Source organism: Paenibacillus castaneae, from assembly GCF_002884445.1.
Taxonomy (GTDB): Bacteria; Bacillota; Bacilli; order Paenibacillales; family Paenibacillaceae; genus Pristimantibacillus; species Pristimantibacillus castaneae.
In genome coordinates this window covers 3,961,232-3,977,487 of the sequence record NZ_KZ614144.1, presented here as the reverse complement: position 1 = coordinate 3,977,487, position 16,256 = coordinate 3,961,232, and the positions used below count along the sequence as shown (strand labels likewise).

Below are 16,256 nucleotides of genomic sequence, written 5' to 3'. Positions count from 1 at the left end.
AACATTAAATCCTATTATAATATATAAGTTATTACTTTGTTAAGAAGAATCTATCCAAAAAATGGGATGATTCTAATCGTGAATTGTGTATAATATAGCTAGTGTTTTTTAAAGGAGAGGGAATGATTGAATCAAAACTATTTAGATCCATCACTAATTCATGAGAAGGAGAATCGGTATTTCGTAATTGCGCTTATTTTTAGTATATTCGTTTATTTTTGTTTGTTTATATCCGTTATTTTTATTGTTATCATTCCAGTGCTTATGCTTCTGCCTCTATTTGCTCAGGCGATTATGATGGCGAGTATTCGAACCAATGGCGTTAGAATAACGCCGGGACAATTTCCAGAGGTGTTCGCTATTTTTCAGGAGCAGTGTACGAGAATGGGTTTTACGACCGTACCAGATATTTATGTGATGGAATCTAGCGGCATTTTGAATGCATTCGCTTCGCGTTTTTTTGGCCGTAATATGGTTGTGCTTTATTCGGACTTATTCGATTTGATTCAATCAGGGGGAAGCAGGGAGCTGACCTTTGTAATTGCTCATGAGCTTGCTCATATTAAACGGAATCATCTGACGAAGCAGCTTTTGATTGTTCCTGCCCTTTGGTTCCCATTCATTGGCGAGGCATACTCAAGAGCTTGTGAGTACACATGTGATCGAATGGCTGCCTATTTCACCGATGATGCGGAAGCGGCTATGGACGGTTTAACGATACTTGCGATAGGAAAGAAGCTGTACAAGCAAGTTGATCGTGATGAATATTTAATGCAAAGCAGTTATGAAAAAGGTTTATTCGTTTGGCTGGCTGAGAAGCTCTCCACGCATCCGCCTTTGCCGAAACGCATTCATGCCATACAACGCTTTGCAGGCATACCGACTCATATTGTTTTCAAATCAACCAAAACAGGATTAATTATTGTTGTTACAGCGGCGGTGATCGTAGTAGGCTCAATCATTATCGGCAGAGCCTTTTCGTCCACCATAATGAATTTGACCGAGACAGTAATGGAAACGGTGTCTGATGAAGAACTGCTAACCGCTGCATCGGAAAGAGATTTGACGCGTGTGCAGGTGCTTCTTGATTCCGGCAAAAACCCCAATGTAACGGATGAGGAAGGATGGACGCCCCTCATGTGGGCAGCTCAATTCAATGAAACGGAGATTGCTTCCGCGCTGCTAACAGCAGGAGCTGATCCTAACCTGGTTGAGCTTACCTATGAAGAGACTGCTTTAACAGTTGCCTTATATAATGGAAGCACAGAAATGGTGAAGCTATTGTTGGAGCGAAGCGCTGATCCTAATTTACAAGACAGCTTAGGCTGGACGCCTTTAATGACTGCAGCATCAAACGGAGATTTAGAAGCTATTAACCTGTTGCTGAATGCAGGCGCAGACCCGACGATTGTCGATGAATCGGATTACACAGCAGCGGAATATGCGTACGAGAACGGCTATGATGAAATTGCGAATATGCTAGATGAAATAGAGGGGAATAAATACATAAAAAAAGAAGCTTGAGTGAATCAAGCTTCTTTTTATGTATAATTTCGTTAATAATATGCTTGGTGGTCGGGACGACACGATTTGAACATGCGACCCCCTGGTCCCAAACCAGGTGCTCTACCAAGCTGAGCTACGTCCCGAGAAAAGAAGTGGTGCCGTCGAGAGGACTTGAACCCCCAACCTACTGATTACAAGTCAGTTGCTCTACCAGTTGAGCTACAACGGCACGTGTTTCGTATAAGCACAAGATGTATTATTGCATAGATTCCAAAGTAATTGCAAGTGTTTTTTTTATTTTTTTAAATATTTTTTTTAGTTGATTATTGTACTATGTTTTTGGCTTGTGAAATGTTTCCGGACTCCGCTCCAAACCATGCCAAGCTGAGCAGCCGAATGCCTGTTTCAAGCTCGCTCTCCTCAATTCCTCCGAAGCCAAGCATGACAAATGAAGCGGGACATTGCAGCGGATCATTCCAGTGAGCCTGCGATGTATAGACCCGGCAGTTCCCTTGTTCCGCCAGTTGAATTAATTCGCTGCTATTTCTACCTTTCACGTCTAGCAAAATATGAAGTCCAGACCGGTCGCCGATTACTTCAACGCGATCACCCATCCAATAAGAAATCGCATTTAATAGCTTTTTATGTTTGGACTGATACAAACGCCTCATCCGTCTAACATGCCTTGCGAAATGTCCTCTTCTCATAAATAGCAAGACGGCCTGCTGAATAATAGGTGATACAGGCTGGCTGTAGCTCATAAGCTTGCTGCGAATGGAACCCAATACGGCCTGTGGAAGCACAATATAGCTAAGGCGAGCTGCAGGAAGGAAGGACTTGGAGAGCGTGCCCATGTAAATAACTTGGTCAGAGCTATCCAATGCTTTAAGTGAAGGAATGGGCTGACCGGAATAGCGGAATTCACTATCATAATCGTCTTCAATAATGAGTGCTTTCCGCTCCTTGGCCCATTGGAGCAGCTTCATTCTCTTCTGTATAGGCAAAACCATGCCCATAGGGAATTGATGAGAAGGCGTAACATAAACGGCTTTCGCTGCTGACCCTTGCAGAAGCTCTACATGCAGACCATCCTGCTGAAGAGGGATAGGGATAAGCTTGCAGTTATGGTGATGAAAAATCGTTTTGACACCGTCATAACCAGGATCCTCCATGCCAATAGGAACGTTATTAAGAGCAAGCAATTGACAAAGCATGCTAATCGCCTGCTGCGTACCCGCGCATAAAATAATTTGGTCAGCATGACAATTAACACCCCGTGATTCAAAAATGTAGCTAGCGATTTCTGCGCGTAAATGTGGATTTCCTTGACGGTCGCCATAACCAAGCACCTCGTTCGTTCGCTCAGAAAGAGCGTCGATGAGACAAGCCTTCCATACATCATGCGGGAATCGGGATAAATCCATATCCCCGTACCGGAAATCGAAACGGATCTCAGGCACGTCATTCTTATCGCTTATATTCGAAGAAGAAGAAGCTTCAGGTTTAGTTCTGAGCAGAGCAGGGCGAGGCAGCTCTTCGAGCTGCTGGACAATGAAGCCGTTGCGTGCCTTGCTCTCGACATAGCCTTCAGCCAATAGCTGCTGATATGCGGCTTCGATTGTGTTTTTACTAATATTCAGATGGCTTGCCAGCTGGCGTATGGAGGGAAGACAGCTGCCTTGAAGAAGCATGCCGCCTTCAATTTGCTCGCGAATATACTTGTAAAGCTGCATGTAGAGCGGTGTGTTGTTTTCTTTGTCCAATAATGGAGTAATAGCTAACATATCCGATTTCTGACCCCTTCCTACTATGTATTTCTGTCACTTTTCGCAGTGACAATATGTTCGTATGATGACAGTATCACAATACGATTATAGGATTCAATAGGGAAGGAATGATGTCATGTTTTCCATTAGACTGAAGGACCGCGAATGTAAGGACCGTCACAAGATCGAACAATTTCTTAAAGGGGCTCAGACAGGATTTCTTGGGCTCTCCGATGAATACAAGCCTTACGTTATTCCGCTAAATTATGTTTGGCTGGATGGAGCTTTTTATTTTCACGGGGCAGGCTCAGGACGGAAGGTTTCAATTATTGAGAGAAATAACGAAGCATGCTTTACTGTCAGCGAGCATTACGGGACCATTACAGATCCAGTTCCAGCCAAAACAGATTCTGCATATATGAGCGTTATGGTGTTCGGACAAATAGAAGCTATCACTGATTTGGATGAAGCGGTATTGATTATGCAAAGTATGCTCGATAAATACGTGCCTGGCTATTATGACAAGCCATTACCCAAAGCGCATCTCGATAAATACCGCTCATCTCTCGGCAGTGCGACTGCAGTATACAAGCTGAGCTGTACTTCCTTAACAGCGAAGGAAAACGAACAGGTGCCGGGCAGCATGTACGATAAGATTCACTTATAATTAGAAAAGGAGAATCATTATAGTGGCTGAAGTGAAAATAATGAGGACAGATTGTGAGATATTGGACACATTTTCATTAATGAACCAATTGCGTCCGCATCTTTTGATCGACGAATATGTAGAGAAAATTAAACAGCTCCAGAACAAATACGACTATACGTTGGCAGCTGTTATTGAAAACGGGGAGGTGAAATGTGTAATAGGCTATAGGATGATGGAGTCCTTAGCGTGGAACAAATGTTTTTATGTGGACGATCTTATTACGGATCCAAACAGTCGTTCAAGCGGATATGCTAAACTTCTGTTTGATTGGTTGGAGAGGGAGGCTGTATTGGCGGGATGCCAGCAAATCCATTTGGATTCCGGTGTCCACCGATTTGACGCCCACCGATTTTATCTTAATCGGAAAATGAATATAACCTGTCACCATTTTCAGAGAAACTTATAAATAGAAGTATCAAAAAAGAAGCAGCCGCTGCTTATGCAGAGGGCTGCTTCTTCTGTTCACATCACGATTATGCCGTTTCGCTTTCGATGACAGCATCTTCTTGCTGAATAAGCATCTCGACCTTGCGAATCCGGTTTTTGCTCGTTTCTCGAATAATAAATTTATAATTCTCGTAGAAGTGCTCTTTGCCGGGCTTAGCATCCAGCACCTGGCTGTACAACCATCCGCCCACTGTGTCGACATCTTCCGCTTCAAAGTTCATGCCGGTAAGATCGCTCAGCTCGCTTAATGATACTTTGCCGTCAAGAAGGTAGCAGTTTTCGGCCAGCTGTTCGATTTCTTTGCGTTCATCCGCATCGAACTCATCTCGTATTTCACCAACGATTTCTTCCAATATATCCTCGATTGTAATAATACCGGATGTTCCGCCGTACTCATCGACCAAAATAGCCATGTGAACGCGTTCAAGCTGCATCCGTTTTAATAGCATTTTGATTGGAGTAACCTCGGATATGCTAAGAATCGGATGGATGAGCTTTTTGAAATCCATATCCCGATCCGAATCATATTCCAAGAAAAGCTGCTTTGTATTAATCATTCCGACAATGTTATCTTTGCTTTCATGAGCAACAGGAAAGCGTGTATATTGTTCTTTACGAATAATTTCCATATTTTCAGCTAATGATTTGTTTGTAAACAAACAAATCATATCCGTGCGGGGCACCATTATTTCTTTCGCCAGCAATTCATCGAATGCGAAAATGCGGCTCACGTAGCCATATTCTGTATTGTTAATCTTACCGCTTTGATAGCTCTCGTTAAGAATAATTTGAATTTCTTCCTCTGAGTGCGCTTCTTCATGCTCTGTAGCAGGCTTTAGTCCGAAAATTCGAACAAGTCCATTCGCAGATCCATTCAACAACCAAATGAACGGGTAGAGAACTTTGTGAAAAAGAATAATTGGTTTTGCTGTATGAAAACTGATGAATTCTGCTTTTTGTATCGCCCATGTTTTTGGAGCAAGCTCACCAATGACGACATGCAGAAAGGTCACGGAAACAAATGCGATAAAGAAGGATAAAACATGACTAACATTATCGTTTAACTGCAATTGGTTAAACAAGGGTAAAAGTATTTCTTCAACTGTCGGTTCTCCCAGCCAGCCAAGCCCCAGTGCTGTAATTGTTATACCTAATTGGCAGGCTGACAAGTAGGCATCCAGATTACTCGTAACCCGTTGAACGGCGAGTGCGTTCTTCCGGCCCTCAAGCACTAACTGATCAATCCGACTGGAGCGAAGTCTAATGATGGCAAACTCCGTTGCGACGAAAAAAGCAGTTAATACAATAAGAAGAGCAATCATGAATAGACTGAATCCTATACCCATTTTCGTTTCTCACTACCCTTTTATAGTTATATTTTGTATTGATATGATCTACTATAACGAATTCTAATAGCTTATGACAAATGCCATTTGTAACGTTAACAGCCTTTTACAAGCTTTTAAAGCGAATTAAGGGGATGGAAAAGCTTATTCTCATTGATTCTCTTGTCTTTACAACTGTCTTTCGCAGGCATATGATGAGTTCATATGAACTTGTAATTAAAGTTCGACAACCATGTATGACGAAACACGAGGAGGAAAGGATATGGAATCCTTTACGCTTACTCGAAATGATATGGCTTGCTTACTGCTTGCTCTGGACGGAAAGTACAATCAGAAGCCGCTTCAGGTGCTGCAAACAGCATGGATCAGAACTCATCAATATGATATGGCGAAGGGAACCGGTTTACCCGCGTTTCTATCCACTATGCTGCCTCCTATTATTGAGAAGCTAATTAAAGGAAATGAGTTAAAAGGCTTTTCATTGCAAGAGATAGCTGCGCTCGGTCATTTAATTGAGCATTCAAATCTGTCGATCACCTCCATGCAAAATTGGGTGAAGCGTGATTTTAAGCCTTATTTCAATTGTTCGAGAGCTGGTAAAAAATATTCACTTAATCAAGCGGCTTTATTGTTCATTATTGATGATTTAAAGTCAAATCTCGATTTTGAATCCATTCGCAAGTTATTTGATCTTATATTTAAAAAACCTGATAATAAATCAGTCGATTTAGTCGGTCCAATTGAATTATATGCAACCTATACGAGTATGTTTGAAGAGCTTGATGCTAATAATGATCAGCTGCTTGATATTTCAAGTCCTTTAAAGGAAAGCCCGCATCAGAATTCCGTGACGGAAAATGTCATTCGAGCTGCGGCTAATCAATTTGCCAGCAGATTGCCTAATCTTTCGGGTAATCAACAGGAAGCCGTGCGCAATATATTACTTGTAGCCGTCATTTCGATACAAACGTCCTATTTCCATTCTTTGTCGAGACGCTATTGCAATGCAACCTTGTTTCTGAATCTTGAATAAAATAGTGCTTTAGGTATGTACAATTTGTGTAATAACGCCTATACTGGTTTATGTTGTCAAAAAATCATAATATGAACTGAAAAAGGCAAACTTATCGAAAGATAAGGACGCAAAGTTATGGGCCTAAAGTTTACTATGGCTGCCAGACCGCCGGAAGGATATGAAAGCTATCTAAGCTATCCGCCTCCTTGGCTGGGTAGCTTTTTTCTTTTTCAGGAGACAGAGGAGAGAGCAAGTGTGATTAAGGCTTTTAGAGAAATATTAGTTAAGAAGTCAAAAAGGCTAAGCATGAAGAAAATAACGTCGAGATTGTTACTGATTACAGCTGTTATTACATTTTTTAATGTAGGTTCGGGTGTGTTGATTTATTTCCAGAATGCATCGGTAGCAACCGCTGTCAAGGATTCGGAAGAAATGAGCCGGATTGAGCGAAAGTATCAAGGTATTTCGAACGATCTCTTGAATGCGATGCTCCGTATGGTCGATGCGATTGAAAATGGAAATGTAGAAGCGGATGCCATTTTGGCTAATCTTAAGAATCTGCCTTCGAGTGTTGATGAACTTGAGAAAGATTTAATGCAGTTGGATATAAAGTATCCGGTTAAGGAAGAACAAAAGCCCTATACGAATCAGATTAATGTTATTCGGTACGCTTACGATCAACTGAAAACTATAGATTTGGACGTAATGAACCTGACACCTATTGAAAAATCGTATAAAATCAGTAGTTTGATTACAATTTATACGGTCGTTCTGAGCTATTCAAATGATGTTATGAATGAACGCTTTACAATTGACTCCAGTACAACACAAGATAATTTGAATAGAAGCATGAGGACTGCGAATACGATCATTCTCATCAATGCCATATTATTGGCAGTTCTTCCGGCGCTGATGATTTTTGGTATTTCTCAGTCGATCAAGACGGGGCTGATCGGCATTTCCAAGCGGATACAAGCTTATGGCAACAATGATTTCACAGGACAAGAGAAGCTCGTTCGTTCTGATGAATTTGGTCAAATTGACCAATCGTTGGCTGAAATGGGAAATCATCTGCGTAATACAATAAAATCCACCTTAGACGTAAGTGAAACGGTTCTGAATGTATCGAAGGATATGGATACGAAGATTGTAAGTAATCGTCAAGCTTCTGAGAATGTGAAGGGGCAGGTTGATCTTGGCAGACAGGTTTTGCTTTCTCAGTATGACGATGCTTCTTCGATTTCTGCGGTAACCGAAGAAATTTCAGCAAGCGCGCAAGAGATTGCGGCCTCAAGTGAATATATTAATAATGATATGCTGCAAATGAGAAATTCTTCACAGAATGGTTCACAGCAAATGGCTGGCGTTGTGGTTATGGTTAATGAAACAGTGGAGCAATTCGCTAAGCTTACAGAAGCATTCGAAGCGATGAATAATCGTTATGGGAATGTATCTAAATTTTTATCAGGCATTCAGGATCTTAATACGCAAACTAATCTCTTGTCTCTTAATGCTTCGATTGAATCGGCAAGAGCAGGCGAGCATGGCAGAGGATTCGCTGTCGTAGCTGAAGAGATTCGCAAGCTGTCGAGTCAGACTGATAGTATTTCCAAGCAAATTACGAAGGAATTATCGCTTATTCAGGCTGATGTCGCGGCAAGCAGCCGGACAATTGGAAGCTTCGCGAATGTAATCAATTCAACAAGACAGGCTTCTGAGACCGCGAGTGAAACGTTCCAGACACTGGAATCGCAAAGCGGAGTGCTTGCTGATCAAATAAACGAAATTTCAACAGCTATTAGTGAAATTACAACAGGAATGACTCATATCGTATCTGCCGTGGATAAGCTGCTGCATACGTCTTCTGATGTTAACGGGAAAATGGATCATATGAGCGAGCTGTCCGTAAAGCAAAACGATATTTCAGACGATTTGCGCACGCTGTCTCAGCAGCTGACGAATTCCTCCCAAGATTTGAAGGAACGCGCATCCGTATTCAAGGTGTAACTGTCTAGACCCTATTAAACCGTTCAGCCTATGGGCTGAACGGTTTTTTATTTATATAACAGATGCTGGAAGTATGATATGCTCACTATAAATGGGTAATATTTCATATTATTATTTGGAGGATGTTCATGATGAAATTGGAAAAAGGACAGAAGCTATTATTTATTGGGGATTCCATTACGGATTGCGATCGTCACCGTCCGGCGGGTGAAGGATTATTTGGAGCGCTTGGGAAAGGGTATGTCGGCTATGTCGATGCGCTTCTGCAAGCTGTATATCCTGAGCTTGGCATTCGTGTTATCAATATGGGCTGCAGCGGACATACCGTGCGTGATTTGAAACAGCGATGGAATGAGGATGTCATTGATCGCAAGCCGGACTGGCTCGTTGTTATGATCGGTACAAATGATGTATGGCGTCAATTTGATACGCCTTTCATTCCTGAAGGGCATGTATATAAGGATGAATACGAGCAGACGCTCCAATCGTTAGTAGCTCAGACGAGGCCTCTCGTAAAGGGATTAGTACTGATGACTCCTTTCTATATCGAGAGCAACGCTCAGGATGCCATGCGTGCTGCAATGGATGAATACGGCGCAATAGTGAAGAAAACGGCTAATAAGAATGACTGCTTATTTATTGATACACAAGCAGCCTTTAATACTGTGCTCAAAGAGCTGTATGCGGCGACGCTTGCATGGGATCGCGTTCATCCAACCGCGGCTGGGCATATGGTGCTAGCTAAAGCTTTTCTAAAGTCCGTTGGCTTCGAATGGGATAGAGACGACAAATAGGAGGCAATGGAGAATGACTACTGTAAAATTTCCAGAGGATTTCAAATGGGGAACGGTAACAGCTGCTTAAAGAGCTTGGAGTATCCGTTTATCGCTTCTCCACCGCTTGGCCTCGTATTATCCAGCAGGGCAGAGGGGATATTAATGCGAAAGAACGCCAAAAGAGAGCTATTATTGGTACTAGCAGCTTGCTCAGAGCAATGATTTAGAAATTTAGTTGAAGCAGTTATAAACGAACAAGCATCCTCCTCTTATCGGGGAAGATGTTTGTTTTATTTATAAGGAGGCTTTCAACCATCTGTTGACGGAAAGCAAGCAGAAGTGGTTCAATTGAACTATCGACAACAGAGAGGCAGTGGCACAGTTATGTTTAAACAATTTATGAAAGCTTCGAGGATTCAAGTTCTTCCGGTTATGCTTATTCCGGTAGCGCTTGGCGGCTTAGGCGCATACGTCTGGAATGGAACATTCCACCCGCTGCTGTTTATCCTTACGCTGATTGGAGCAGGCACAGCTCATTTATTTTCCAATATGATTAATGATTTATGGGATTATTATAACGGTACGGATGCTGCGGCTCAGGCTACTGAAGGAGCCATTTCAACCAATTCCGGCTATTTGACTAAGGGTACATGGAGCTTGCGAACATTTGCCGCTGTGACGTGGGGCCTATTTGCAATAGCTGCGATATGCGGTGTTATTCTTAGTATTTATAGCGGCTGGCTCGTACTTGTAATTGGTATTCTAGGCGCATTAATTGCTTATTTTTATGTTGCTCCGCCTATTCAATTCGGCTATCGGGGCAAGGGCTACAGTGAGGTTGCCATATTACTATCTTTCGGCGTTTTTCCAGTTGTAGGCGCCTATTTCGTTCAGACCTCTATAATTGATTATCGCGCCATCTTATTATCGCTCCCCATTGGGTTATTGACGACACTTATATTGTTTAACCATCATTTTCTTCATTGGCAGGCTGATCGTCAGGCAGGCAAACGGACATTGGTTGTTGTCTGGGGAGAGCGTCGTGCATTAGTGTTTTCAAGATTACTGCTCGCTTTAGCTTATTTAACGCTTGTGCTTTGTGTACTGACTGCTGCGCTGCCCATTTATGCATTGCTCGCGCTGCCGACTGCAATCCCTTTATATTCCGTATACGGAAGGCTTAACGCGCATAACGAGTCGCCTGCTTACTTGCCGCTTATGGGAGCATCACTTAAAGCAACCATACGCTGCGGCATTATATTAATTCTTTGCTTATTCCTTCAAGGCATAATCTAATACATTCAACTTAGAAAGAGGTAACAGACAATGGCAAACCAATGGACATTAGGCGATTTTCATACGATTCTTAACGAGGGCGAGGTTTGGAAGATCGGCGGTTTTCCGCTGCCGGACGGTTCCTATTGGGAGTATCGCGAGCCGAATGCGGTCGTTATTGTACGCAATGGAATACTATATGTTCGAGCGCCATTAAGCCGCTCTAACGATCAGATTCAAATATTGGATAACGCTAAGCATATGTATTATTCAGCCGAACCGGTGCAGGTTCCAGAGGCTGGGGAAATCAGCTTTGAATTGCAAATTAGAGCTCGCTCGCAAAATACGGAACCAAATGATTTGTATGATGGCTACGTCTCATTGAACTTATTGGATTTCACAACGGGCGGAGCTCTTGATTTTTTTGCTGGCAATGACAAATATGCGAGTGTATATGCCGTTCTTCCATTTCCAGGCGTACAAGTTCCCGAAACAGACAAAACACGCTATTTCTGCGTATTTAAAGAAGACACAGATTTCGAGGCAAGAGAATTTAATACGTATAAAATCACGTATAACCGTGCATCCGATGAGATCGTATTTTATGTGAACGGACGCGAGGTACGCAGAGAATGCAATGCGCCGGTCAAATTCAATCAGTTCACAGTTGCGCTTGGCATCATGACGGAGAAGGATTTGGGCCCTGAGGGGAGTACATCTCTTCACGGACAGGTTGTGATTGGCGAATGGTCGCCGGTTAAAATCGAAATAAAAGAGTAATTGTCGTAAAGGAGTTTGTCGTATGTTGTTCGTTCTTATCGCTTTGTGGTCTATAGCGGCTATAGTATGGCTTTCGGATCGACGAACAGCTATAAATCGGTGGCTGGGAGCTGTCGCGTTTAGCGGCGGAGCGGGAGCTCTCGCTGCTGTTCTGGATATGCAGTGGCTGCCGGCTGCGGCAAATGCGGGCATGAACGAGGTGGCGCAGCAGCTTCTTTATCGGCTGCAGGCCGCTTCCTCGCTTCTTTCCTATTATGGGCTGCCCTATGCTTTCCTCATGTTTGCTTTAGCTTATCGCCCTGTCCGCATGCCGAGGCAGCTTCAGCATATAATGCCTTTTTTGCTGTTTATTCCTATTTTGGGCTGCCTCATGTTTACACCCTATTACACAGAAGTGTATCCCATTACGTTTAAAGTAGTTGTCTGGTGGGCTGCTCCATATATCCTATATGGAACGGTACAGGTTCTGCTTAAGCAGCAAATGCACGCCGCTTTTTCCCGCACGCATTGGATCGTTTGTTCGGCTGTATTGCCGCCTGTCCTATTCTGTATGATCATGAACTATGTGCTGCCAAGCTTTGGTATGCTGCGAATGTGGATATATAATACATGGATTGTCAGCTTTGGTGTTGTCATATTTTTTGTAGGATTGTTTACTTACGGCTTTATGGGCGTACGCGTAATGGTAGATCGGCGCCGATTCGACTCTACCTTGAAGGCGGTCACATCAGGTACAGCTATTCTGAATCATGCGATTAAGAATGATGCAGGGAAAATTCGTTTATTTTCGGAAAAAATGAAAGCCTATGCTATTGAATCCGATCAACAGGAGCTGCTCGCTGATGTAGAAACGGTGCTGCAGGCTTCACGTCATTTACAGGATATGCTGCAGCGAGTGCATCGGCGTACCGAGGATTTGGAGCTGCGTCTTGAAGCTGCTAATCCTGCTCTGCTGATTGAGCAATCGCTCAAGCCATATATTCCGGTCTTAGGAAATATTAAGCTTCATACCTCGTTAAGCGAGGGGTGGATCTGTCGTATCGATTCCGCACAGGTTAGCGAGGCACTCGGTAATATCGTAGCAAATGCGCTGGAAGCGATGAAGGGCAATGGAGAACTGCATGTACGCTTCACGGAAACGAAGAGGGAGCTAGTCATTGAGGTTCGCGACACGGGTCCAGGCATGGATAAGCGGCTGGCCAAGAAGGTGCTGGAGCCCTTCTATACGACCAAAAGCGGAAGCGATACGAATTTTGGCCTTGGCCTTCCGTATGTGTATCATGTCATGCGCAAGCATAAAGGGATGCTTCAATTGCGAAGTAAACTAGGAGGAGGCACCTCTGTCTTTATGACGTTTCCGAAACGAAACGTGAAAGCAGAGAAAACCAGCGCTATTAGTCCTAGAGGGAGTGAAGTTCATGGATAGGATTCGAGTATGGATTGTAGAGGATGACCCGGATTGGCTGCGCGGCCTCATTGCATACTTAAATAAGGAACGTGATATTGAGGTTGTATGGACGGCAAGCCAAGCGGACATGGTGAGACAGGCGCTGAATGGAGATAAGCTGCAATCTGAGCCTGCTGATGTAGTACTGATGGACATCATGCTGGATGGTCGGCCGGACGGTGTTCTCCTAGCCGAAGAGGCAGCCTCAGCGGGGGCACGCGTTATAATGCTTACATCCATGGAAGAGAAGGAACTCATATTTCGATCCTTCCAAGCAGGAGCTATCGATTATCAAATTAAATCCGAATTTGAAGCTTTGCCTGATGCCATAAGGTCTGCATTTCGAAGCCAGTCTCCGATCAACGCTGCGGTAGCAGAACGAATGAGAGAGGAATTCCGCAGATTGAAACAGCTTGAGCGGGAATTCGAAGCGAAGAAGCTAGGCGATCTTATTACACCTTCGGAGCTTCAGCTGCTGGATCTGATCGATCAAGGCTATACACAGCCGCAAATAGCTGATAAGCTGGTCGTTTCGATCCGCACAGTCAAAAATCATGTAAACCATATTTTGAAGAAGCTGAATTTGCCGGGCTCGCGTGAAGCAGCAAGCAAAGCGAAGGAAATGGGTTTATTAAATAAGAAGGATGGAGATAGTACCATGTGAAATTGGTACTATTTTTTTATGCCATTTGTTAGCAAAATGAACGATAGAAGGAATTGGAGGTGTCTAAGTTGGGATTCGTCATGTACTCTGCAGCCCATATTGCTGGCTTGCTGGCTGCTTTGGCTGTGTTTACACTCATCATTGTTTTTCGGAGGCCTCTTAGACAGCCGAAACTAAACCGGGCATTCAGGTACGGGCTCGCGATCATTTTGTTCTGCTGCGAAGCATCGCTGCAGCTCTCATACGTGCTGGAGCATAATTGGGATATTGGTTCGATGCCATTCCAGCTATGCAGTCTTATGCTGCTGCTGTCTGTTGTCATGCTTATTTCCAATCATAAAGGGCTGTACAGTATTCTCTTTTTCTTAGGCAGCATGGGGGCTTTACAAGCGCTGTTAACGCCTAATTTAGATGAAACCTTTCCTCAATTCCGTTATTTTAACTTTTTTATCGCCCATATTTGCATAATTGGAGCTGCATTATTTATTACTGTGGTCGAGCGCTTTCGTCCAACCTTTCGTTCCGTTCTGGTGGCTTGGATTTGGCTGCATTTACTTGCCATTCCGGCTGCCGTGACGAACCTCGTTACAGGTACAACTAATTTTATGTTTCTTGCAGGCAAGCCCGAAACAGCTTCCTTGCTTGATTTACTAGCACCATGGCCGTGGTATTTGCTGCAGCTTGAGTTCATTGTAATTTTTATTTGCATGCTGTTATTTGGTTTCACTAAGCTGGTTGACCGCTTGTATCGCTCGAAAAGAACATAAATATATGAGGGCGGGGAATAATGAACCTGTTCAGCTTGACAATCAACTTTACTTATATTAAAGTTACTTACGAAAAGTGATCAAATTACAACACGTATGTAATTGATAATGGAAGCATGCAATAGCGCCGTTATCCAAATTACGCCACAACACAACATGAGAGGCAGGAGAAACAATGACATCACAAGCATTTTTTGATGCAGTAAAGAAAAGACGCTCTTATTATGGCATTAGTAAGGAAACGGTCATTTCTGATGACAAAATCGTTGAATTGGTGCAGGAAGCAGTTAAGCACACGCCATCATCCTTTAACTCCCAAAGCGCTAGAGTAGTCGTATTATTAGGTGAAAACCACGATAAGCTCTGGGATATTACGACGAATACGCTTCGTGCGATCGTCCCAGCAGATCAATTTGAACCAACGGAGCAAAAAATGGGCGCATTCAAAAACGGCTACGGTACTGTGCTGTTTTTCGAAGATAAAAACGTGATTGACGGCCTAATGGAAAAGTTCCCAAGCTATGCGCAAAATTTCCCGATCTGGTCACAGCAATCCTCAGGGATGCATCAATTTGTCGTATGGACAGCGCTTGAGAATGAAGGCTTCGGTGCTTCACTTCAGCATTACAATCCACTAATTGATGAAGAAGTAAAGTCGACATGGTCGCTTCCTGATTCCTGGCAGTTGGTCGCTCAAATGCCTTTCGGCAAACCAACAGCACAGCCTGGCGAAAAGCAATTCCAACCTATTGATGAGCGTGTGAAAGTATTTAAATAATCGAACCAGCAAATAAGCAGCGGATCGAGCCAGATATTGGCCGATCCGCTTTTTTTCGTTTAATGGATAAATCAAACACAATTTACTGGTTAAACGGCAATGTTAGCTCTATAATGAATGTTTGAAGCTTTCAAAGGATGAACGGTATCGCAAAGTGAGGCAACTGCTAGCTGTTTGCTCTAAAAAAATGTACAATAATACCGATATACTTTATAGAGAAGTCTAATTCGATTGTTAACAGCTGGGAGGACAAAATGAGTATTGATCCTAGAATTATTAAGACACTATTACAGATGCAGCTTACACCTAAGCTCGATCTTCAATCATCAAACCCTTTAAATGCTGCAACTGGCGATAGTTCTGCTTCCTTATTTGATACGTTATTATCTCAATATATGTCTGATAGTTCCTTGAATGGAGAAGCTATGCCAATTATGCCTGCTGATGCATTGGCTCAGTTATCCGCTTTGAATAGCGTGATGAATATTTCTTATGATAAAGCGGATTCGTCTGCTGGGGCTACTAGCGAATACGATTCCCTTATTCAGCAAGCTTCCGCCAAATATGGCGTTGACGCCTCCTTGATTCAAGCCGTCATTCAAACAGAATCCGGATTTCAAGCAAATGCTGAATCAGGAGCAGGTGCGAAGGGCCTTATGCAATTGATGGACGGTACGGCTAGAGGACTGGGTGTGACCAACTCCTTTGATCCTGCGCAAAATATTGACGGAGGAACCAAATATTTATCCATGCTGCTTCAAAAATATAAAGGCAATGAGCAGGTTGCTTTGGCAGCCTACAATGCTGGACCGGGACGTGTCGACCGAGCGGGCATCAAGACGAATGAACAGCTGATCGGAAATCTTGAAGCGCTGCCTGAGGAAACGCAGCGGTATGTTGCTAAAGTGCTTCAAGCCAAGTCATTTTAAGTAGCAATAAGATCACGATTAGGCGTTCTGCTTGACAGCGGAAT

General features: G+C 43.2%; 16 protein-coding genes, 2 tRNA genes and 1 riboswitch. Of the genes, 14 read left to right on the top strand and 4 right to left on the bottom strand.

All coding sequences use genetic code 11. From position 1 onward, the window contains the following. Positions 1-126: 126 nt before the first annotated feature. Entirely contained in the window at positions 127-1,524 is a 1,398-nt protein-coding gene (locus CEF13_RS18185) for a M48 family metallopeptidase (RefSeq protein WP_102712678.1), read from the top strand. Positions 1,525-1,572: 48 nt separating this feature from the next. On the opposite strand, the gene CEF13_RS18180 is transcribed toward CEF13_RS18185, so the two are convergent. The 3 genes from CEF13_RS18180 to pdxR form a co-directional block, all read right to left on the bottom strand. After that, positions 1,573-1,649 (bottom strand) — tRNA-Pro (locus tag CEF13_RS18180). Positions 1,650-1,659: 10 nt separating this feature from the next. Continuing rightward, positions 1,660-1,735, bottom strand: a tRNA-Thr gene (locus CEF13_RS18175). Between the two features lie 94 nt (positions 1,736-1,829). Then, positions 1,830-3,290, bottom strand: a complete 1,461-nt coding sequence (gene pdxR / locus CEF13_RS18170; protein WP_102712676.1) for a MocR-like pyridoxine biosynthesis transcription factor PdxR — start codon at positions 3,288-3,290, stop codon at positions 1,830-1,832. Positions 3,291-3,408: 118 nt separating this feature from the next. Between pdxR and CEF13_RS18165 the strand changes: the two genes are divergently transcribed. Both CEF13_RS18165 and CEF13_RS18160 read left to right on the top strand, forming a co-directional pair. Continuing rightward, complete coding sequence (locus CEF13_RS18165) at positions 3,409-3,939, top strand: pyridoxamine 5'-phosphate oxidase family protein (protein WP_102712674.1); 531 nt, start codon at positions 3,409-3,411, stop codon at positions 3,937-3,939. A 22-nt stretch (positions 3,940-3,961) separates the two neighbouring features. Continuing rightward, positions 3,962-4,387 carry a GNAT family N-acetyltransferase gene (locus CEF13_RS18160; protein WP_244917093.1) on the top strand — a complete coding sequence of 142 codons (426 nt, stop codon included), beginning with the start codon at positions 3,962-3,964 and terminating at the stop codon, positions 4,385-4,387. A 67-nt stretch (positions 4,388-4,454) separates the two neighbouring features. Here the strand turns inward: CEF13_RS18160 and CEF13_RS18155 are convergent, their stop codons facing one another. After that, positions 4,455-5,774, bottom strand: a complete 1,320-nt coding sequence (locus CEF13_RS18155; RefSeq protein WP_102712672.1) for a hemolysin family protein — start codon at positions 5,772-5,774, stop codon at positions 4,455-4,457. A 262-nt stretch (positions 5,775-6,036) separates the two neighbouring features. Between CEF13_RS18155 and CEF13_RS18150 the strand changes: the two genes are divergently transcribed. The 11 genes from CEF13_RS18150 (at position 6,037) to CEF13_RS18100 (ending at position 16,212) form a co-directional block, all read left to right on the top strand. Continuing rightward, complete coding sequence (locus tag CEF13_RS18150; RefSeq protein WP_102712670.1) at positions 6,037-6,807, top strand: DUF1836 domain-containing protein; 771 nt, start codon at positions 6,037-6,039, stop codon at positions 6,805-6,807. A gap of 74 nt (positions 6,808-6,881) precedes the next feature. Continuing rightward, positions 6,882-6,962, top strand: a riboswitch (cyclic di-GMP riboswitch). A gap of 82 nt (positions 6,963-7,044) precedes the next feature. Further along, positions 7,045-8,796, top strand: coding sequence for a methyl-accepting chemotaxis protein (locus CEF13_RS18145; protein WP_146022733.1), 1,752 nt, complete (start codon positions 7,045-7,047; stop codon positions 8,794-8,796). Between the two features lie 131 nt (positions 8,797-8,927). Then, complete coding sequence (locus tag CEF13_RS18140; protein WP_102716434.1) at positions 8,928-9,590, top strand: SGNH/GDSL hydrolase family protein; 663 nt, start codon at positions 8,928-8,930, stop codon at positions 9,588-9,590. Between the two features lie 62 nt (positions 9,591-9,652). Next, on the top strand, positions 9,653-9,799 hold the full coding sequence (locus CEF13_RS18135) for a family 1 glycosylhydrolase (protein ID WP_146022775.1): 147 nt from the start codon (positions 9,653-9,655) through the stop codon (positions 9,797-9,799). A 157-nt stretch (positions 9,800-9,956) separates the two neighbouring features. Beyond that, entirely contained in the window at positions 9,957-10,868 is a 912-nt protein-coding gene (locus tag CEF13_RS18130) for a prenyltransferase (RefSeq protein ID WP_102716433.1), read from the top strand. Between the two features lie 30 nt (positions 10,869-10,898). Then, positions 10,899-11,627 (top strand): DUF6081 family protein, encoded by a 729-nt coding sequence (locus tag CEF13_RS18125; protein WP_102712666.1) that lies wholly within the window; start codon positions 10,899-10,901, stop codon positions 11,625-11,627. A gap of 22 nt (positions 11,628-11,649) precedes the next feature. Beyond that, positions 11,650-13,053 carry a sensor histidine kinase gene (locus CEF13_RS18120; RefSeq protein WP_102712664.1) on the top strand — a complete coding sequence of 468 codons (1,404 nt, stop codon included), beginning with the start codon at positions 11,650-11,652 and terminating at the stop codon, positions 13,051-13,053. Then, positions 13,046-13,738, top strand: coding sequence for a response regulator transcription factor (locus tag CEF13_RS18115; RefSeq protein ID WP_102712662.1), 693 nt, complete (start codon positions 13,046-13,048; stop codon positions 13,736-13,738). Before CEF13_RS18120 ends, CEF13_RS18115 begins: the two co-directional genes overlap by 8 nt. Positions 13,739-13,797: 59 nt before the next feature. Beyond that, positions 13,798-14,505: a YwaF family protein gene (locus CEF13_RS18110; RefSeq protein WP_146022732.1), complete on the top strand. Its 708-nt coding sequence runs from the start codon at positions 13,798-13,800 to the stop codon at positions 14,503-14,505. A gap of 175 nt (positions 14,506-14,680) precedes the next feature. After that, positions 14,681-15,283: a nitroreductase family protein gene (locus CEF13_RS18105; RefSeq protein WP_102712658.1), complete on the top strand. Its 603-nt coding sequence runs from the start codon at positions 14,681-14,683 to the stop codon at positions 15,281-15,283. Positions 15,284-15,537: 254 nt separating this feature from the next. Beyond that, positions 15,538-16,212: a lytic transglycosylase domain-containing protein gene (locus tag CEF13_RS18100; protein WP_102712656.1), complete on the top strand. Its 675-nt coding sequence runs from the start codon at positions 15,538-15,540 to the stop codon at positions 16,210-16,212. The last annotated feature ends 44 nt before the right edge of the window (positions 16,213-16,256 follow it).

Bases quoted from the DNA above. Each gene is read 5' to 3' on its own strand.
- CEF13_RS18125 (WP_102712666.1), top strand. From the start codon at position 10,899: ATGGCAAACCAATGGACATTAGGCGATTTTCATACGATTCTTAACGAG.
- CEF13_RS18165 (WP_102712674.1), top strand. From the start codon at position 3,409: ATGTTTTCCATTAGACTGAAGGACCGCGAATGTAAGGACCGTCACAAG.
- CEF13_RS18150 (WP_102712670.1), top strand. From the start codon at position 6,037: ATGGAATCCTTTACGCTTACTCGAAATGATATGGCTTGCTTACTGCTT.
- CEF13_RS18115 (WP_102712662.1), top strand. From the start codon at position 13,046: ATGGATAGGATTCGAGTATGGATTGTAGAGGATGACCCGGATTGGCTG.
- CEF13_RS18155 (WP_102712672.1), bottom strand. From the start codon at position 5,774: ATGGGTATAGGATTCAGTCTATTCATGATTGCTCTTCTTATTGTATTA.
- CEF13_RS18140 (WP_102716434.1), top strand. From the start codon at position 8,928: ATGAAATTGGAAAAAGGACAGAAGCTATTATTTATTGGGGATTCCATT.
- CEF13_RS18105 (WP_102712658.1), top strand. From the start codon at position 14,681: ATGACATCACAAGCATTTTTTGATGCAGTAAAGAAAAGACGCTCTTAT.
- CEF13_RS18130 (WP_102716433.1), top strand. From the start codon at position 9,957: ATGTTTAAACAATTTATGAAAGCTTCGAGGATTCAAGTTCTTCCGGTT.
- pdxR (WP_102712676.1), bottom strand. From the start codon at position 3,290: ATGTTAGCTATTACTCCATTATTGGACAAAGAAAACAACACACCGCTC.
- CEF13_RS18100 (WP_102712656.1), top strand. From the start codon at position 15,538: ATGAGTATTGATCCTAGAATTATTAAGACACTATTACAGATGCAGCTT.
- CEF13_RS18120 (WP_102712664.1), top strand. From the start codon at position 11,650: ATGTTGTTCGTTCTTATCGCTTTGTGGTCTATAGCGGCTATAGTATGG.